Origin of the sequence: Sphingobacterium athyrii, from assembly GCF_003071065.1 — a bacterium.
GTDB classification, from domain to species: Bacteria; Bacteroidota; Bacteroidia; order Sphingobacteriales; family Sphingobacteriaceae; genus Sphingobacterium; species Sphingobacterium athyrii.
Genome location: NZ_QCXX01000004.1, coordinates 746,228 through 763,606 on the forward strand (window position 1 = coordinate 746,228; position 17,379 = coordinate 763,606).

Annotated in this window: 15 protein-coding genes; 8 read left to right on the forward strand and 7 right to left on the reverse strand. The window is 41.4% G+C overall.

Going from position 1 to position 17,379, the window contains the following annotated elements; translation table 11 throughout:
* Window positions 1-317 precede the first annotated feature (317 nt).
* Window positions 318-797 (forward strand): cation:proton antiporter regulatory subunit, encoded by a 480-nt coding sequence (locus DCO56_RS17470; protein WP_108635013.1) that lies wholly within the window; start codon window positions 318-320, stop codon window positions 795-797.
* 3 nt (window positions 798-800) lie between these two features.
* On the forward strand, window positions 801-2,042 hold the full coding sequence (locus tag DCO56_RS17475; RefSeq protein WP_108635014.1) for a cation:proton antiporter: 1,242 nt from the start codon (window positions 801-803) through the stop codon (window positions 2,040-2,042).
* A gap of 117 nt (window positions 2,043-2,159) precedes the next feature.
* Here DCO56_RS17475 and DCO56_RS17480 read toward each other — a convergent pair whose 3' ends face one another.
* A complete protein-coding gene (locus DCO56_RS17480) occupies window positions 2,160-2,489 on the reverse strand; it encodes an iron-sulfur cluster assembly protein (RefSeq protein WP_108635015.1) in 330 nt (109 codons plus the stop codon).
* A complete protein-coding gene (locus DCO56_RS17485; protein WP_108635016.1) occupies window positions 2,486-3,655 on the reverse strand; it encodes a glycosyltransferase family 4 protein in 1,170 nt (389 codons plus the stop codon). The genes DCO56_RS17480 and DCO56_RS17485 overlap by 4 nt, the downstream gene beginning before the upstream one ends.
* A 110-nt stretch (window positions 3,656-3,765) precedes the next feature.
* On the opposite strand from DCO56_RS17485, the gene DCO56_RS17490 reads away from it, so the two are divergent.
* The 3 genes from DCO56_RS17490 (at window position 3,766) to DCO56_RS17500 (ending at window position 6,323) form a co-directional block, all read left to right on the forward strand.
* Complete coding sequence (locus DCO56_RS17490; protein ID WP_108635017.1) at window positions 3,766-4,734, forward strand: polyprenyl synthetase family protein; 969 nt, start codon at window positions 3,766-3,768, stop codon at window positions 4,732-4,734.
* 83 nt (window positions 4,735-4,817) lie between these two features.
* A complete protein-coding gene (locus tag DCO56_RS17495; protein ID WP_108635018.1) occupies window positions 4,818-5,594 on the forward strand; it encodes an amidohydrolase in 777 nt (258 codons plus the stop codon).
* A 285-nt stretch (window positions 5,595-5,879) separates the two neighbouring features.
* The gene (locus tag DCO56_RS17500; RefSeq protein ID WP_108635019.1) at window positions 5,880-6,323 is read left to right on the forward strand and encodes a MarR family winged helix-turn-helix transcriptional regulator; all 444 of its coding nucleotides are present in this window, start codon (window positions 5,880-5,882) and stop codon (window positions 6,321-6,323) included.
* Between the two features lie 136 nt (window positions 6,324-6,459).
* Here DCO56_RS17500 and DCO56_RS17505 read toward each other — a convergent pair whose 3' ends face one another.
* The 4 genes from DCO56_RS17505 to DCO56_RS17520 all read right to left on the reverse strand — a co-directional run bounded on the left by DCO56_RS17505 (window position 6,460) and on the right by DCO56_RS17520 (window position 11,851).
* Window positions 6,460-8,016, reverse strand: coding sequence for an FMN-binding glutamate synthase family protein (locus DCO56_RS17505; protein WP_108635020.1), 1,557 nt, complete (start codon window positions 8,014-8,016; stop codon window positions 6,460-6,462).
* Between the two features lie 186 nt (window positions 8,017-8,202).
* Entirely contained in the window at window positions 8,203-8,964 is a 762-nt protein-coding gene (locus DCO56_RS17510; protein WP_108635021.1) for a Rossmann-like and DUF2520 domain-containing protein, read from the reverse strand.
* Window positions 8,964-11,423 (reverse strand): heme lyase CcmF/NrfE family subunit, encoded by a 2,460-nt coding sequence (locus DCO56_RS17515; RefSeq protein WP_108635022.1) that lies wholly within the window; start codon window positions 11,421-11,423, stop codon window positions 8,964-8,966. The genes DCO56_RS17510 and DCO56_RS17515 overlap by 1 nt, the downstream gene beginning before the upstream one ends.
* A gap of 20 nt (window positions 11,424-11,443) precedes the next feature.
* The gene (locus DCO56_RS17520; RefSeq protein WP_104383916.1) at window positions 11,444-11,851 is read right to left on the reverse strand and encodes a cytochrome c maturation protein CcmE domain-containing protein; all 408 of its coding nucleotides are present in this window, start codon (window positions 11,849-11,851) and stop codon (window positions 11,444-11,446) included.
* A gap of 457 nt (window positions 11,852-12,308) precedes the next feature.
* Between DCO56_RS17520 and DCO56_RS17525 the strand changes: the two genes are divergently transcribed.
* Entirely contained in the window at window positions 12,309-13,268 is a 960-nt protein-coding gene (locus DCO56_RS17525) for a lipid A deacylase LpxR family protein (RefSeq protein ID WP_108635023.1), read from the forward strand.
* Here DCO56_RS17525 and DCO56_RS17530 read toward each other — a convergent pair.
* Window positions 13,265-14,524, reverse strand: coding sequence for a dicarboxylate/amino acid:cation symporter (locus tag DCO56_RS17530; RefSeq protein WP_108635024.1), 1,260 nt, complete (start codon window positions 14,522-14,524; stop codon window positions 13,265-13,267). The two genes, DCO56_RS17525 and DCO56_RS17530, sit on opposite strands and share 4 nt — an antisense overlap.
* A gap of 226 nt (window positions 14,525-14,750) precedes the next feature.
* On the opposite strand from DCO56_RS17530, the gene mnmC2 reads away from it, so the two are divergent.
* Together mnmC2 and DCO56_RS17540 are read left to right on the forward strand one after the other, a co-directional pair.
* Complete coding sequence (gene mnmC2, locus DCO56_RS17535) at window positions 14,751-15,416, forward strand: tRNA (5-methylaminomethyl-2-thiouridine)(34)-methyltransferase MnmC2 (protein WP_108635140.1); 666 nt, start codon at window positions 14,751-14,753, stop codon at window positions 15,414-15,416.
* A gap of 186 nt (window positions 15,417-15,602) precedes the next feature.
* The gene (locus DCO56_RS17540) at window positions 15,603-17,267 is read left to right on the forward strand and encodes an SWIM zinc finger family protein (RefSeq protein WP_108635025.1); all 1,665 of its coding nucleotides are present in this window, start codon (window positions 15,603-15,605) and stop codon (window positions 17,265-17,267) included.
* Window positions 17,268-17,379 lie beyond the last annotated feature (112 nt).

Genomic DNA, 17,379 nt, shown 5'->3' on the forward strand with positions numbered 1-17,379 from the left:
TATAAAGAAATTCGGTGGAGTGATTTCTTTGCTGAGCTGAACAAACGATTGCACGAACTACGAAAACGTTATAGAAATTCAACTTTGTAATAACGTTTTCACCAACAAATGGGGGCGCTGACTGATGTTTTTAAATGAATTAAGCGGCCTAAAACTCGTTTTTCTGATCTTTTTTTAGTATTTTGGGGTAATCTGCTTGTTCATGTCCCCTGCTGTCGCGCGGAGAGGATTCGTTTAAGATTGAATTTTTGGTTAAATTTGTTTTTGATAAAACGGCACTTTGCTGTTATTATGGGTATTTATTTAAATAGAAGATTATGTCTATTGTAAGAGAGTCCGATCTGATTGGAATTGGAAAGAAATTTCAAATTGAAACTGATGCGGGAGACAATATGGTTGTTGTGATCCACGATGATGGTCGGCGGGAACTGTATCGTTATGATGATGAAGAGCATGAATCACGGTGTGTGATGACACTTAATGATGATGAGTCTCGTCAGATAGCAGGTATTATAGGCGGTCTATCCTATAAGCCCAAGGCATTGGAAACAATTGAAGTGGCTTTGGATGACTTGCGTATCGAATGGTACAAGCTCGAAGGCAAATGGGAGGGGGCTGGGAAAACGATCGGAGAATTGGAGGTACGGCATCGTACAGGAGCTTCCATTATTGCTGGGATTAGAGACGACGAAACGGTCATCAACCCGGGACCATCTTATCTGATTACTCCGGGAACGACTTTGGTCATCGCCGGAAAGAAAAACAACATCAAACTTTTAAAGGAAATTTTACTGTAATCTATGCTATCACATACCCTAATATTGGAAATTGGAATCGCTGTCGGACTTGTAGCCATTGTTGGATTGATTGCCAACAAGCTTAAGTTTTCCGTTATTCCTTTTTTCATTATTATAGGGATGGTTTTGGGACAACATGCACCGCAGATAGGGTTGGTAGACCTCACATTTACCGAAAGCAAACCCTTTATAGATTTTATGGGCCGGCTAGGGGTGTTGTTCCTCTTATTCTATCTGGGACTAGAGTTTTCAGTTAATCGACTGATTAAATCCGGTAAGGCTATCGTAACAGGAGGAACAATCTATGTACTGCTCAATTTTACCTCGGGACTATTGATCGGATGGCTGATGGATATGCCTTTTAAGGAGATGATGGTGCTTTGTGGTATCATGACCAGCTCTTCGACTGCGATCGTTGCTAAGGTGCTCACTGACCTTAAACGAACGGCAAATCCAGAGACAGAGGTTATTATGGGAATGATCATGTTTGACGACCTGTTTATTGCCATGCACATTTCCTTTCTTTCGGGACTGATATTAACAGGTAGCAGTTCGTTTTGGACCGTAGCAGGGACCTCCTTGCTGGCATTGGGCTTTATCTTAGCCTTTTTGGTTTTGGGCCGTAAATTGGTGCCGGCCATAGACCGTTTATTAAAAGACAAAACTTCCGAACTATTTATATTGGTCATCTTTGCACTGCTATTTATCGTTGCAGGATTTTCGGAGACCATTCATGTTGCTGAGGCGATCGGTGCTTTGATGGCAGGATTGGTGCTGGCAGATTCGCAGTATATTAAGAAAATTGAAGCGATGGTACTGCCTTATAAGGACTTTTTTGGGGCAATGTTTTTCTTTAGCTTCGGACTATCCATAGATATGATGTCGCTGGGGGGAGCCGTGTTATGGGCTTCTATAGCCGCTGTGGTGACCGTCATGGGTAATCTTGCTTCAGGTTATTTTGCAGCCAAATTCTCGGGAATGAAACCGAAAACTTCTTTTGATATTGGTTTTACGCTGTCGGCACGGGGAGAGTTTTCGATTATCATGGCCAATATCGGTAAAGCAGGTGCTTTGCTTCCTGTAATTCAGTCATTCGTCGTGGTGTATGTATTGATCCTCTCCATTGTATCGCCGCTCTTGACCAAGGAATCCCGCAAGCTGTGGAAATTGCTCTTTGGAAGTGATGCCAATACAGCCAAACCGCTCAAGAAACTGAGCGACCTGGAAAATAATAGTACCGGTTAATGCTAATGTTACTTTTTTGCACTGACCATTAGCAGTTACGATATATTTAAAATAACATCACAATAAAAATGCCTCCGAAAGACTATTAGGAGGCATTAAATATTTCTCAAACGATTTCTACAGGAACCCAAGTTCAAGCTTTGCTTCTTCAGACATCATATCTTTGGTCCAGGGCGGATCAAAAGTCAATTCCACCAAGGCTTCTTTGATCCCCGCTATTCCGGCAACTTTCTCCTGCACTTCATTCATGATTTCACCTGCCACCGGACAGCCGGGAGCAGTGAGTGTCATGACAATTTTTGCAATGCCATCCTCTTTAGTAATAATTTCGTAGACGAGACCCAGATCGACGATATTTGCCGGTTTTAATTCGGGATCATAAATTGTTTCCAGTGTAGCTTGGATCTGAGATGCCAAACCCAGCTTATCCATTACAATAATGCTCATTTGCTCAATTTTTTATCTTCAATAGCGTCTTTATAGATCGCTAATAATTCGCTTTCGTTTATTTCGGGAGTAAATTTACTAAAATAATAGGCAAGACAGGTCTTTCTTATCTCATCTTTTTCATCCGCCGGCTTGGCATTCCACTGCGTCAGACATGCAGTAATTTCTTTATTATTATGCGGATCAAATGTCTGTCCGGTTCTCTGCGGGATGATCAATTCAGGTAAAGGTCCTAATTTTGAACAGAGTACGGCCGTTCCGACGGAGTAAGCTTCAAGGATCGTGATTGGCATTCCTTCGAAACAGATGGAAGGAACGATCAGCGCCTGTGCTGCGGCAACGAGGGGTAAAATTTCCGCCCGGGATTTAAAACCGAGATAGCTGATATTGGAATGCCCGCTTATGCTTTTCACGACCTCCTCTTCCAGTGGTCCGCCACCGATGATACGGAGTTCCAACCTAGTTCCTTTGACGGACTCAATCAGTTGCAATATTCCTTTTTCGTCGGAAAGCCGCCCCACATAAATAAAATAAGACTGGGAGATTTCTGAGCCTATGGTGGCGGGAAAAACAAAATTGGGTTTTACCGCAAACTTTTCGGTAGATATGCTTAATGTCGACTCCGCAAATATAGACTTGGCAAAGCTGCTTAAATTAATATAACGATTCACCTTTTTCCAAGTACCTATTCGACGGTGAAGCCAGTAATTCAGTGCAAGCAGGAATGTTTTGACTGTAGAATTATTAAATGCCTTTTGTCGAACTGCTGTCCAAGGAAATTCTTCATGCAAAGAATCCAGAAATAAATGATTATGATGGTATAGCGTTGCCGAGGGGCAGAGCAGCCTAAAATTGTGCAGTGTCATTACCTGTGGTATACCCAGTTTGGCGATCGTACGTATCAGGAGCGGGCCAGAGGCATAATGCGTGTTATGGAGATGGATAATATCTGGTTGAAACGCGTGAATTGATTTCTTCACACGCTGTGCTGCAAAGATATTCCAAAAAGATCCTATAGTCTGAAGGGCCCCGCGCCAACCTTTTTTATTTTGAAAGGTCAGGGTATGTACCTCGTGCTCCCGGGATAGGAGCGATGATTCCTGTTGAAAAACAGTATCTTCACCGCCAGGTGCTTGATAAAATGTATGGATAATCAGTATGCGCATAACAAAAGACTTATACAAATGTACAATTTTGAGCTGACTTGCTTTGGTGGTACAAAATTGCCATTTCTATATGTTATTGCTATATTCGCATGATTCGATCGTAAAGATATATGCAACACTTACAAAAGCTCGTGATAGAGGCGATAGAGACAAGTCAATTTCCTGAAACTCCAACAAATTTATATGATCCGATACGGTATATATTGACTTTGGGCGGCAAGAGGGTTAGACCAGTGCTTACATTGATGGCGGCCGAGTTATTTGGCATGCAAGAAATGGAACAAATTATTCCGGCGGCAAAGGCTGTGGAATTTTTTCATAACTTTTCCCTGATACATGACGATCTGATGGATCAGGCGCCCTTGCGACGGGGAAAAACCACCGTTCATGAAAAATGGGATGCAAATATTGCCATTCTGTCCGGAGATGGACTATTGGTCAAGGCTTACGAAGAAATCTCCAAATGCAATCCGGTCTATTTGCCGGCAACTTTGCGAATTTTGAGTAAGGTGGCCATGGAGGTCTGTGAAGGCCAACAGCTCGATATGGATTATGAAAGCCGCGGATCATTGCTTATGGACGACTATTTGGAGATGATCCGTTTGAAAACATCTGTCCTCTTAGGAGGGGCATTGCAATTGGGCGCTATTCTTTCAGGAGCGAACGAACAGCAGCAGCAACTGATCTATGATTTTGGGGAAAATGTTGGTTTGGCTTTCCAGCTGCAGGACGATATATTGGATGCCTACGGTGATCCCGATACTTTCGGTAAAATCGTTGGCGGTGATATTATAATCAATAAAAAAACCTTTTTACTGGTTAAATTGATGGAGGTTATTGCTCCGGAGGATGTGCCCATGATGCAGCATTTATTACATGCAACTGTCGAGGCGGTGCCGACCAAAGTCGAAGATATGCTCAAATTATACGATAAGTATCAGGTCCGAAAATCGGCAGATGAACTAAAGGATGTCTATACCCAGCGTGCATTTGAAAAAATGAGCGCATTGGATGTACCAAACGAACGTAAGGAAGCGTTATTACTGTTAGCAAATAACCTTTTGGTTAGACAGCAATAGATAGAAAATTCCATTAAAATTCGTATTTTGTCAATAAATGGCTATTTTGTACTAAATAATTAAATAAATTTTAGATAACGTTCATGGATCCTTTAAAAATTACCGTATTTCAAGCATATTTATTCTGGGAAAATATTGAAAAAAATCTGAATAATCTGGCATTGAGGCTATCTGCGTTACGCGAAAAAACAGATTTGATTATTTTACCGGAGATGTTTAATACGGGGTTCACGAACAACGTCGAAAAATGTGCCGAACCAGCCAATGGTCCTACCACGAGATGGCTGTTTGAAATGGCAAGTTCATTGAATTGTGTTGTCGCCGGCTCATTGATCATTGAAGAGGGTGGAAAATACTACAACCGCTTTCTATGGATGTTCCCTGATGGCAAATATGTGAAATACGATAAACGTCATCTTTTTGGCATGTCAAAAGAAAGCGAGTATTTTGAACCCGGCAACGAACGGATTTTAGTCGATATCAAAGGTTGGAAAATATGTCCTATGATCTGTTATGATCTCCGGTTCCCGGTTTGGTCCAAGAATCAAAATGCTGCATACGATATTCTTGTTTATACAGCTAACTGGCCTGATAAGCGTTCGGCACATTGGAGAGCACTTATCCCTGCACGTGCTATTGAAAACCAAGCTTATGTTGTCGGTGTGAACCGGGTGGGGCACGATGGTAATGATATTTATTACTCGGGTGGATCAATGTGCATATCACCGTTAGGTGATGTTGTCTACTATAAGCCCGAAGATGAAGACTTATACACCTTTACTTTAAACCCGAACGACCTGCTAGAGGCTCGTGAAAAATTCCCGTTTCTAAAGGACTCTGATTCGTTTACAATCGGATAACACTTTCTTGCTGCGGGAGAAGTGCTCCTAAAATTAGGTATAAAGACAAGCAATTTTATTTTGTTTGTATCCCTTTTTATTCCTAAATTCAGTCTACTATAAATCGTTTATGATGATTTATTAACATCTATTTATTGCATGTTGATAAAATTTGTTTGACACAACTGTAGAAAAGCGTAATTTAGGCTAAGTATTAGCCAAAATAAGTTTAGTTTTTTTTATCTTGATTTGAGCATAATATGATTAGCAACATAAGTTGCGTAAACAACCATAACCATAATTTATATGTTAGACCAAGATTTAGTATCGCAAGAGTATTTTTATAATTTCCTGACGGGGAAATATTCAATTGCCGTTATGCGGAGATTGCAGCGTAATCTCAAGGAGGCAGGCTTAAGTATTACTTCAGAGCAATGGAGTATTATGTACAATCTGTGGGTAGAAGAGGGACTGACCCAACAGGAGCTGGCGATCCGCACATTCAGGGACAAGCCAAGTGTAACGCGCCTGATCAACAATCTGGAGCGGCTTAATCTGGTTATCCGTGTTAATGATAAAAACGATAGACGTTCGAATTTGATCTATTTGACCAAAACTGGCCGCAAAATGAAGGATGAAGGTATGAAACAGGCCAATAATACGATCGAACAGGCTTTGGGAGGGTTGACCGATGATCAAATAGCACTTTCGCATACCGCTTTGCATCGCGTATTATTCAATTTGAAATAGTTATCGGGAATATACTTAGGAATCACATGGATTATGAAATTAGCTGAACCAAAAGGCGAATAGGAAAAGAAAAATAAGAAGCCCTCAGTGTTAATAACGACTGAGGGCTTCTTGTATATAGTTGCTAGACCAAAGATTAATCTTCGAAGAGCTTGCTTTCAAAGTCCGTGTGGCTATTGACCAATTTTCCTTCGGTGCCAAAATAGATCTCCTGAAAACTTAAGGTCCGTATTGCATCCACTTTGCGATAGAATTTGTCAGCGGATACGTCGGCCAAGGTTTTGAACCCACAGGCTTCCATGATCTCAACAGTGGCGCGTAGTGTATTGCGGTGGAATTGAGCAACACGTACATACTTGTCGTTCACATCCAGTCCTTTGTACAGATGCGGTTGTTGCGTGGCAACACCGACCGGACAAACGTCTTCGTTACATTTCAGGGCCTGAATACAACCTAATGCGAACATCATTCCACGTGCACTATAACATGCGTCGGCACCCAGAGCAATCACTTTTAAAATATCAAAACCAGTAACGATACGGCTTGATACAATGACCTTGATGTGTTTTTTCAGACCAAATGCAATCAGGGTTTTGGTTACAAACGCCAATGCATCATATAACGGCATGCCGAGGTTGTCCGTAAACTCCAGTGGTGCGGCCCCAGTACCACCCTCAGATCCATCGATAGAAATAAAGTCCGGGAAGATCTGCGTATTTTGCATGGCATGGCAGATGTCCATAAATTCGTGCTTATCACCGATACATATTTTAAATCCAATGGGTTTTCCTCCCGAAAGATCGCGCATCTGTTGGATGAAATGCATCATTTCCGTTGGTGAAGAAAAAGCACTGTGTGCGGGCGGGGACATCACATCCGTGCCGGGAATGACATGGCGTATTGCCGCCACTTCAGGTGTATTCTTTGCGGCCGGTAAGATACCGCCATGACCGGGTTTTGCACCCTGTGAAAGCTTAAGTTCAATCATTTTCACATTTTCACGGTTTGATTTCTCCCTAAAAAGTTCAGGGTCAAATTTACCTTCCGAATTACGACAGCCGAAATAACCGGTACCTACCTGCCAGATCAAATCACCGCCGTTGTTGTGGTAATCACTGATACCACCTTCGCCAGTATTATGCGCAAAATTCTGTAGCGCAGCACCTTTGTTTAAGGCTGTAATAGCAGTTTTGCTCAACGCACCGTAACTCATTGCTGAGATATTGAATACACTTAAGCTATAGGGCTTTTTACAGGCTTCATTCCCAACTTTAGTACGTAAATCATGGTTTTCAATATGACAGGGAAATACGGAATGCGCAGCCCATTCATTACCAACGGCCTGTGGATCTGTTTGCATACCAAATGCAACTGTCTCGCGCTGATTTTTTGCCCGTTGATAGACAATGGAACGCTGTCTCCTATTGAACGGACGACCATCCATATCGGATTCCCAAAAGTATTGTCTTAATTCGGGACGAATGGATTCAAAGATATAACGAAAGTAACCAACCAAGGGATAATTGCGTAAAATTGCATGTTTGGTCTGGAAACTATGGTATAAGGCGATCAACAATAGCGGGAATGGAATGATCAATAACCAAAACCAGCTCGATGTAAATATAAAGCCAAATGATACAATGATTAAATTAATCACAATCATTATTGAAATAATGAGTTTTCTAACTTCCATAGAAAATACGATTGTTTAGTTTTAATTCGCTATTTTAATGTTTAGTCCAATTGAATATACTATTGCTCAATTAGCATTCCAAAATGCGCTTTTGGACAGAGCAAATGTACTAAAGTTCCCTAAGTAAATAGTTATATTTACTATGCTAGAATAAGTTTTGATAAGTTTATAACTGTTTCTAACAAACTATTTTCTTTTAGTAATCTGATGCGACAAAAGTTGATAGATTTGCTGTAAATCTGGTTTATTGCTAATAAATTTCAAATGTTTTTGCTGTGTTGCTTCATCTCCCCGGATTGCCGGACCTGTCTGAACTGTTATCGGAACGTGATTTTGAACTTTTTCTGCCGTTTCCAAAATGATAGGTCTGACCAGATCAAAGGAAAGATTATGCTCTTCTAATAGCTCATAAGCGAACTGATATAAAATATTTGAAAAGTTGTTGACCATGACTGAAGACAGGTGGATCGCCAATCGTTGCTGTGAATTACACAAGATGCTTCGGGAAGAAAACGTGCGTGCCAGTTGAAGTAAGCTGTTCGCAATGCTTGTATCGCTTCCTTCGACACAAAATGGAATGAGCGAAAAGTCAACGGTTTTGTTTTTGGAGAGTGATTGCGGCGGGTAGATGACACCATAATTCCTGAAGCGGTTCAAAATAGCCATATCGGTAGCTCCAGAGCAGTGCACAACAATCCCATTGATGTCCTGTGGCATTGTTTCTACAAGTGTGGGAATAGCCTCGTCGGAAACGGCGATAAGATAAAGATCGGCATTGCGCAGCAGTTGGGATAGATCGTCCGTACCCGGGCATTGAAGGGCAAAGGCCAATGCATCCGCATTGGCCTTTGTTTTACTATAGATTTGAACGATCTGATGTCCTAGTTGTTGAAATGCTTGTCCAAAATGCGTTGCGGCATTTCCGCTTCCTAAGATAACAATATTCATTATTTTGCTAGTTTTCGTTTTTCCTCTTTATTTCTTCTGACAATAGACATGATAAAACCAATGGTCATGACAATCGTTCCACACCAAAAGAAATTGATGTAGGGGAATTTGATCGCTTTAAAGACTACCCATTTTTTCTCAGGCAATGGTTTTTGGTACACCATGATTTCCAGTTTATCCTTGTCCGGTTTGATTCCCGTAAACCTAAATTTAAGACCTTGATCAGTGACATCTTTATTGAAGTCATAAACTCCTCCGTCCTTGATCAAATAAACCGGTTGTACCTCATATTGTTTGTTGTCAGCCGCAAAGACCTTTATTTTCAAACCTACCATCACATCGTTGGGGCCTTTCGGGATTTTTTCTAATTGCGCTTCTTTATTCAGCCCCTCAATCACATAATACCCGTTGCGATAACGTAAGGTATCACCGATGCTGACTTGATATGTCGCAGGTTCTTCATAATCTTCAAAACCTGTTTTTTCCTCGTCCGCTACTTTGGCGTGCTGCGCCTGACTTTCAGCTGCAGCAGCAGTGATCAGCGTATATACGTCATGTGTAATATAGTGTTTGGTTGCCGGAGTACCGATCAGACCGCCCATCTTGGCATTGTTTTGCGCAAAGGGCTGTAGGATAAATTCTTCTTTCACTTTACCTGTTTCCTCGTCAATACGTTCGTACTTGATTTTGTAATAGGTATTTGGTGCAACAATACTGTCACCGATATAGGTGATTTTATATTCACCCATCTGCACGGGCTGTCCTTCGGTTAGGAATAGGTTTTCACCCGGCTTTTCAACTTTGTCAAATCCCGATACGGCGATGTATCCTGTATTGTTGACCGATATGACTTCATTTGTTGCAGCAGCGACCATTGCGCCGATCAACAGCAGTCCAAAACCAATATGGGCAACCGAAGAACCGGCCAATTTCCACTTACCTTTGACTGCATCACCCAGCACCCGGATATTCGCCAGGATACAAAAGATGCTGGCAAAAGTGATCAGGATATAGATCAGGTTGGTATATGTCTTGGTAAAATAGGAAATAATTGCCGTCAGAATAATGGCTACAGCCAGCGATGCTACCGTAGATGCTAAAAATTTGCGGCTATCCGTGCGTTTGTATTTTAAAAACTGCGTAAATCCGGTCATAATCATAACGATAACCGCGAAACCGGATTGCCATTTATTATAATGTTGGATTGGTTCCAGGGGCGGCGCTACCTTGGTGCCAAAAATCTTGTTAAATACCGGAATGGAGGTAGAGGCAATGATCTGTGCACAGGCAACAGTCAGTACCAAAGCACCGATAAATAACCAGAATTCTCTCGAATAAATATCTTCATCTTTTTCAGTGATCGGCATTTCTTTCTTTTTAACAACAAGAAAGACAACCATAATCGCTAAAAATGCAACGTTGAATAAGATCAGCTGTCCGCTCATACCTAGGTCGGTGAAAGAGTGGACGGAGGTTTCGCCAAGGACACCACTACGCGTCAGGTAAGATGCATAGATCACCAGCACAAAGCTGATCATCGCTAGAAATGTTGCTGTAAAATAAGAATGCCCTGAGTTTTTATAGGCAATCATGACGTGTACCGCCGCGATCAAGGTAAACCAAGGAATAATGGATGCATTTTCTACAGGATCCCAAGCCCAGAATCCGCCAAAGTTAAGCGCTTCGTAAGCCCAGAATGAGCCCATAATAATACCGGCTCCAAGAATCATGACCGCAAATAGCGCCCATGGCAAAGCCGCATTGATCCATTCTTTGTAACGCTTGGTCCATAGGGCACCTGTCGCATAAGCAAAAGGAACAATCATCGATGCAAAACCAAGGAATAAGGTCGGCGGGTGAATCACCATCCAATAATTTTGTAGGAGCGGATTTAAGCCGTTACCGTCTTTAAGTAGTGATAGATAGTTTGCTTCTTTCAGGATAGGGAAATTCATTGCGTCACGTAATAGGATGAATGGGGAACTTCCAATACGTAATCCCAATAATTCAACGCCTATGATCATCGAGGCTAAAAAAGCTTGACAAAGCATCACGAAAGTCATGACGGAAGTTTCCCAGCTTTTGGCTTTGAATAGCAATATCGCTCCTAATACCGTTTGCCAAAAGGTCCACAGCCAGAAACTTCCTTCCTGTCCTTCCCAAAAGCTCGAAATAATATAATAGGTAGGTAGGTCTCTCGAAGAGTGTGCAAACGCGTAATTATATTCAAAAAAGTGGTTGTAAATAATGTAAAATAAAGTTGCGCCGACTGCTACCACAGAAACTGCATTAATCCAGAATGCGATGCGCGCGATCTTTTTCCATGAAGTCTCTTCAGGGTTTTTAGTCGCAAAAAAGTAAGCGATACAAGATAAAAGTGCAGCACCAAAAGAAAGAACAATAAAGAACTGTCCGATCTGCCCAGGGAGCAGGTGCTCACCAACGTAATTAACGTCCATTGAAAAATTGATTTTACAAATTAATTATTGAAAGCTGTGGCATTGATTTCCGTCACGACCGATTTATCGTTATATTTCGAAGGACATTTCATCAATATTTTACTCGCTCTAAACACATTCCCGTCCATTTTGCCAGTCAATACAATCTGTTCTGAACGCTCGATGTCCTGCGGTTTTGCACCTCTGAAGACAACCTCGCACTCTGTACCATCATTGTCGTACATGAAAAAGCTGAATTTGTTGGCATCTGTCTTTGGGTCATAGTGGAGCGCCTTATCTTTGTTGAGCTGGCCGACCACATATAGTTCTGTTTTCTTTTCTTTTGCCTCGGAAAATGTCGAGTAGGTACTTGAATCCGTATAGATAACAAGTATCATGGCAATTGCCACTGCAATAATAGCGATTAGAATGATGGAACTTTTTTTCATCCGTTAATTTGTTTATTCATTTAGTCAATTTTCTCTTTTAAGGCATTCATGCTGCCTTCGGCGGTCTCGTTTGCGATGAAGCTATCATGAGCAACTGTTCGGGAAATGATTTGAACAAGTGAGCACTTATGACAGTTTCGTTCGTAGTATTTGTTTATGTATTTGCGACCACCTTCAGAGATTTTATGTTTCTCTTAAAATAAATTAGGTGTCAATAGCAAAGAGCGCTTTACATGCGGTCATTTTGACAATAACTGACACTTAATCGAATGCAAAATTACAAATAGATTTGCGAAGAAAGGAATAATGCAACTTTTCGACATTATTTATATTTGTTCTAAATAGGTTGTTGTGTCTGAAAAAATGAGGTATATTTGGATGCTTTTGAATAATTTAAGTCGAGATTTAATATTTTGTCGCAGTTTATATCGCATGAATTTTACAATTGCCTGTTAATATGAGTGTTGCTTTGCGGTCGTTACTGCTCTTATATGGAATTATATTTCCATTTTTTTTGGTCTTTGGGCAGGTGAGGTTGCGCAATCAGGAACTTTCTATTCAGAATGACAATGATGTCTATCTATTGATCGGCCAGGACAGGTATTATACCAATGGCATCAATGTCAACTATCGTATTGCGCTACCGCCAAGTGGCACTTCAGAAATTTCAAATACAGTACTGGACTTTGAACTTGGACAACGGATCTACAATGGTATTAGCATGATGGATTACCGTCGGCAAAATAAGAAATATGACCGGCCTTTTGCGGGGTACCTGTATTTGAGCGCCGCGGCGACCCATTTTTTGAAGGCGGAGCAAGTTGTTGAACTGAAAGTGGAGTTCGGGCAAATCGGATCCCGGTCATACGGTGAGGAAGCACAGAAGTTTATCCACCATCTTTTTGGAATGTATGAGGCCACAGGTTGGGAAACGGAACTGCGCAATGCCTTTGGTGTGGATCTGCAGGCAAAATATCTGAAAGGAATTTACCGGAATGAAACGCAGTCCTTTGATCTTGGTGTGATAGGAGAAGGAGTTTTGGGCATGAACAATACCAATATCGAAGCTGGAATTCCGATACGTGCAGGTAAACTTAAATCGTACCACGCTTCGACCTTTACCCATGGACATTTGACGCAAGCCCGCAGTGACAACGAGAAGGAATGGTATTTTGTTTATCAACCTAGTTTTGCTCGCGTTTTTTATAATTCCACCATACAGGGCGGATTGGGGAAGGATGATCCTATCGGAGCATTATATCAGATTGAACCTTGGATGCTAAGTCACCGGATAGGTTTCAGCTGGTCCAACCACAAGGTCAATTATGGCATTAATTATATTTTCAATTCCAAGGAACTTAAGTCTGTCTTTCATCGGCATCAATACGGACAGATATTCTTTACTTATCGCTTTTAGCCGTTATTTACTGTTGTTTCCGTGATTGGATCAGAGAGTTTCTGTCCGATGAGTCTGGTGGTCAACATCGCAGCCACGCTGTCGCCGGTCGCGTTGAGCATCGTCGCCAACGGATCTACTAAAGTCGCAATAATCATAATCGAGGGGATGACTTCTGTCGGCATTTGATAAACTGATATGATGAGCATCTCGCCGATATATCCACCGTTTGGAATACCACCGGCAACGATACTGACCAGCAAGGTAATCCCGACAGCCATAACCAAATTGGTTGGTTCAAAAAAATCTTGTCCACTCAACAGCAGTGCAATGTAAATTTTAAAGATACAGGCGATGGCTGAACCATGTTTATGCAGGGTTGTACCTAGCGGGATGACGACACTGGCGACGGTATCGGGTATGCCAATTTGTTTTGCTGCCAATAAGTTGGCCGGCATGGTGGCGAGGCTGCTGCAACTGCTGAGCGCAGTCAGAGAAGGTAAAATATTGTTTTGCCAATATCGTTTGACACCTTTGAGACCAAATGCAAGAAAGGCAAAAAGACTAAATATCGTGAAGAAGTAGAGTAAACCAAAAATATAATAGAGACCGATGGGTTTGGCATAGAAGCCAAAGAGCTGAGGGCCAAGCGTACCGACTTGATAGGCAAAGTAAGCGCCAAGACCAATAGGGGCCAGATTCATAACCATGACCAATAAATTGCCCATGACAGCATTTCCGGAATTGATAAATTTTCGGAACATATCAGCGGAATCACCCGATCTGCGTGTAGCGATACCCACTAAAAATGAGAATATCACAAAAGCAAGCATATTCTGGCGGGATAATAGACTGGAAAATTCACTAACAGTCAGGAACCGGACCATTTTCTCGCCCCAGGAATCCTGTGTAGCTGTATCGATGACATCTTTGGCCTGCTCAATCGGAAGGTCTGAACTGACGGGAAACAGATAGAGGAAAATAACACTGCTGACACCGGCAACGACAATCCCGACCACAAATACCAGCGACATCATGCCAATGATACGACCCAGTACACTGTCACCTTCGATATTGGCGACCGATGAGGCTATTGCAAAAAAGACCAGCGGTATGACACTGACAAAGAGCAAGTTTAGGAAGATATCCCCAATTGGCTTCAGGTTATTCACAAAATGTGGAAAAAATATGCCGATTAAACTTCCGATACTGATGCCAAGGAGCAACAATAGGATGCTGCCATAGTTCTGTATAAAAGTTTTTGCCGAGTATGCCATTAGGTTCAGTAATTGTTTCGTGTTTACGACGCTAAAATAATCTTTTTATCTATTATTTTCATTTAACACTTCGATAAAGATTAATCGGGATTTATTCGAACCAGCTTTTTATCTTTGAACGAATCTTCTGATGGAAGACCGCCGCCGTATGGGGCCTTATTCATGGCTTGTTGGGCTGAGGGGGCGTAAGGGATATTTGATTTTATTAATAATGAGTATGACGAACATGGATTTTGTAACAACGGGAGATGGCTCCAAGACATTGTACAATGCGGAGATCGGTGAATGCTACCATTCAAAGCACGGTGCTGTCCAGGAAAGTAGGCATGTATTTATCAAAACCGGTTTGGATCACTATGTGCAAAAGACAGGAGCTTCGGATGTCTCCATTCTGGAAGTAGGATTCGGTACCGGACTTAACTTTCTGCAAACAGCAGACTACATCCGGGATAAGTCAATTCAGGTAGACTATGTCGGAATCGAAGGTTTTCCGTTACCGCTAGCGACCGTTGCCGCAACGGGATACAATGAGACCGTCGATGAGACAGTCTGGTCAGCTTATCTCAGTCACTATGAAGCCGCATTGCAGCGGTCGGTCCGAATTCACGAGCGTTTACAGTTCTACATTGCTCATACTTTATTGATGGATTTCCAATCCGAAAAAGGGTTTGACGTGGTGTATTTTGATGCTTTTGCTGCCATACATCAGCCCGAAATGTGGAATGATGCGGCATTGGCGCATGTGGCCCAGTTCGTTAAACCGGGCGGCGTTTTTGTTACTTATGCCATTACGGGCAATCTCAAACGCAGTATGAAATCTTTGGGCTTTTCCATCGAGAAAGCTCCCGGGGCACCGGGAAAAAGAGAAATGTTGCGTGCGACTAAGCAATGAAAGTTGTATAGACCTCATGATATAAAGAGAAAGATCACGAACGAAGTTTACCCTATAAGCACTGTGATATTTTTTGGCTTCTTGAGAGAGACCTATGAAAAGATGAATTGGCTTAAAAGAGAACAATTTGTTAACTTGTAAACAGAATAAAACCACAAGGTTGAAAATTTTGCTGACGTTTATTGTATGAAAATTTCTCAGATCTTAGCTAAACAGAGCGAAACGAAGCTCACACAAGCTAAAAAACTCGTCTTTCGTGAATTGGAAGAAGTTGAAAGCAAAGGAAATTACGTAGCCTATGTAGACGAGGGAAATGACTCGTATGATGTTAACATCCAATTGGATAAGGATGTTATTGTCGCTCATTCTTGTGATTGCGGCCGGCGAGATAGCTATTGTATACACCAAATCGCCATACTTCTGATGCTCTCGTCCGAGAAGAAGAGCCCTTCAGCTACGAAAAAAAACACCAAGCCAGCCAACGGAAAGAAGGTGAAGGAGAGTGAACAGCTGTTACTCATGTTAGGACAGGAAGTGTTAGCATCTTGGCTGCTGGAACTTTTTAAATCCAATAAAGATATTGAATTACAGTTTCTGCTGAAATTCGGGAAAAATAAGCATGAATATCAAGAAACAGATGTCGCGAAGATTTTAAAAGATGCAGTTGCCTCAGTAGTGGGTAAACGTAAGAAGATAGAAGCTTCGGAGGTCAAGAAGATCGTACAAATCTGGGAAAAGGCGCTTGAGCCTTTTTGGGAGTATTTAGCGTTGAATATCGGAAATGAAAAGATCATCGATTTGTTTTTGGCAGTATATAATACTGTTTTGGATCTTGAATATAGCGTTTTTTATACCGGTACGCGTTTTAGAAAGTTTATTGAAACCGGAAATTCGAAAATCGCTGGAATCATTGCTCATGTTGATTCTGACATACAGTGGGTCGCATTGACAAATTCGTATTGGGATAAAATGTGGTCTGAGCAAAATTCACAGGGAGGTATGTTGGAATTGTTCATACAGATCTACCAAAGCTCTACTACAGAACGGAAACGGTTACTGGCTGACAAAATAGAAGATCTGATCACTTCCCTGTTAGAAGGGCGCTATCACATGTCCGTAGCGGTTGATAGCTTTTTTTTAGAGGTATTGCTTGAGCATAATATGTTTGAAGACAATGCTGATTACTTTGTGCCCCGTCAATGGGAAGCCAAGTATAATCTGAAATTAATAGAAGCAATAAGAGATCATGATCCCAACAAAGCGATTGATTATTGCAACAGGGTGATCGCTGGCAATGTAAATCCAACTTATAATGATCCTTTTTTGGAGATTTTAGAGGACATATATACGGATAGTGGAAATTTTAGCAAACTTGCCTCTATTAAAATGGAAAAATTTTCAAGCGCTCCGAATATCGCTGATTACGTTTTTATCATGGATCATTCCAATGATGAGGAGCTCAATAAGAAATTTAGGACGAAGACACTGAGTATGCTTCGCAATAATATGGGATATGCAGGATATGATGAGCTGTATTTCAGGATATTGGAATATGAAAAGAATTATAAGAAAATGCTTGAAGTGATAGATTATCGAATTAGTCCTGCTGTATTGCTGAAATTTTGGAAATATCTTTATGCCCTCGATAAGCTAAGATTCTTGCGTGCTCTTGCAGCGAATGTACAGATTGATTATCGTACCGATCCATCCGATCTCGAACAATTGATTCTCAAGATAATGGAAAATTATGAAAGCGATGTGATCAAGCTATTTTTCAAACCAGACTCGTGGTCGAGCCATCAACGAACTTTTAAGGCAATGGTCTATAGTAGATTGGAGGATAGGAGGTGATTTGTACTTCCACCGACTGAGTCCGTCTTAAATAGGCGCTTTTATTGACTAAATCTGTAATATCACGCAATGCGGTATCAGTAGATATGATCAATAAGGAATATTTACCGCA

What these genes read in the sequence shown, in the direction of transcription:
- DCO56_RS17470 (WP_108635013.1), top strand. Translation starts at nt 318, where the DNA reads ATGTCTATTGTAAGAGAGTCCGATCTGATTGGAATTGGAAAGAAATTT.
- DCO56_RS17475 (WP_108635014.1), top strand. Translation starts at nt 801, where the DNA reads ATGCTATCACATACCCTAATATTGGAAATTGGAATCGCTGTCGGACTT.
- DCO56_RS17480 (WP_108635015.1), bottom strand. Translation starts at nt 2,489, where the DNA reads ATGAGCATTATTGTAATGGATAAGCTGGGTTTGGCATCTCAGATCCAA.
- DCO56_RS17485 (WP_108635016.1), bottom strand. Translation starts at nt 3,655, where the DNA reads ATGCGCATACTGATTATCCATACATTTTATCAAGCACCTGGCGGTGAA.
- DCO56_RS17490 (WP_108635017.1), top strand. Translation starts at nt 3,766, where the DNA reads ATGCAACACTTACAAAAGCTCGTGATAGAGGCGATAGAGACAAGTCAA.
- DCO56_RS17495 (WP_108635018.1), top strand. Translation starts at nt 4,818, where the DNA reads ATGGATCCTTTAAAAATTACCGTATTTCAAGCATATTTATTCTGGGAA.
- DCO56_RS17500 (WP_108635019.1), top strand. Translation starts at nt 5,880, where the DNA reads ATGTTAGACCAAGATTTAGTATCGCAAGAGTATTTTTATAATTTCCTG.
- DCO56_RS17505 (WP_108635020.1), bottom strand. Translation starts at nt 8,016, where the DNA reads ATGGAAGTTAGAAAACTCATTATTTCAATAATGATTGTGATTAATTTA.
- DCO56_RS17510 (WP_108635021.1), bottom strand. Translation starts at nt 8,964, where the DNA reads ATGAATATTGTTATCTTAGGAAGCGGAAATGCCGCAACGCATTTTGGA.
- DCO56_RS17515 (WP_108635022.1), bottom strand. Translation starts at nt 11,423, where the DNA reads ATGGACGTTAATTACGTTGGTGAGCACCTGCTCCCTGGGCAGATCGGA.
- DCO56_RS17520 (WP_104383916.1), bottom strand. Translation starts at nt 11,851, where the DNA reads ATGAAAAAAAGTTCCATCATTCTAATCGCTATTATTGCAGTGGCAATT.
- DCO56_RS17525 (WP_108635023.1), top strand. Translation starts at nt 12,309, where the DNA reads ATGAGTGTTGCTTTGCGGTCGTTACTGCTCTTATATGGAATTATATTT.
- DCO56_RS17530 (WP_108635024.1), bottom strand. Translation starts at nt 14,524, where the DNA reads ATGGCATACTCGGCAAAAACTTTTATACAGAACTATGGCAGCATCCTA.
- mnmC2 (WP_108635140.1), top strand. Translation starts at nt 14,751, where the DNA reads ATGGATTTTGTAACAACGGGAGATGGCTCCAAGACATTGTACAATGCG.
- DCO56_RS17540 (WP_108635025.1), top strand. Translation starts at nt 15,603, where the DNA reads ATGAAAATTTCTCAGATCTTAGCTAAACAGAGCGAAACGAAGCTCACA.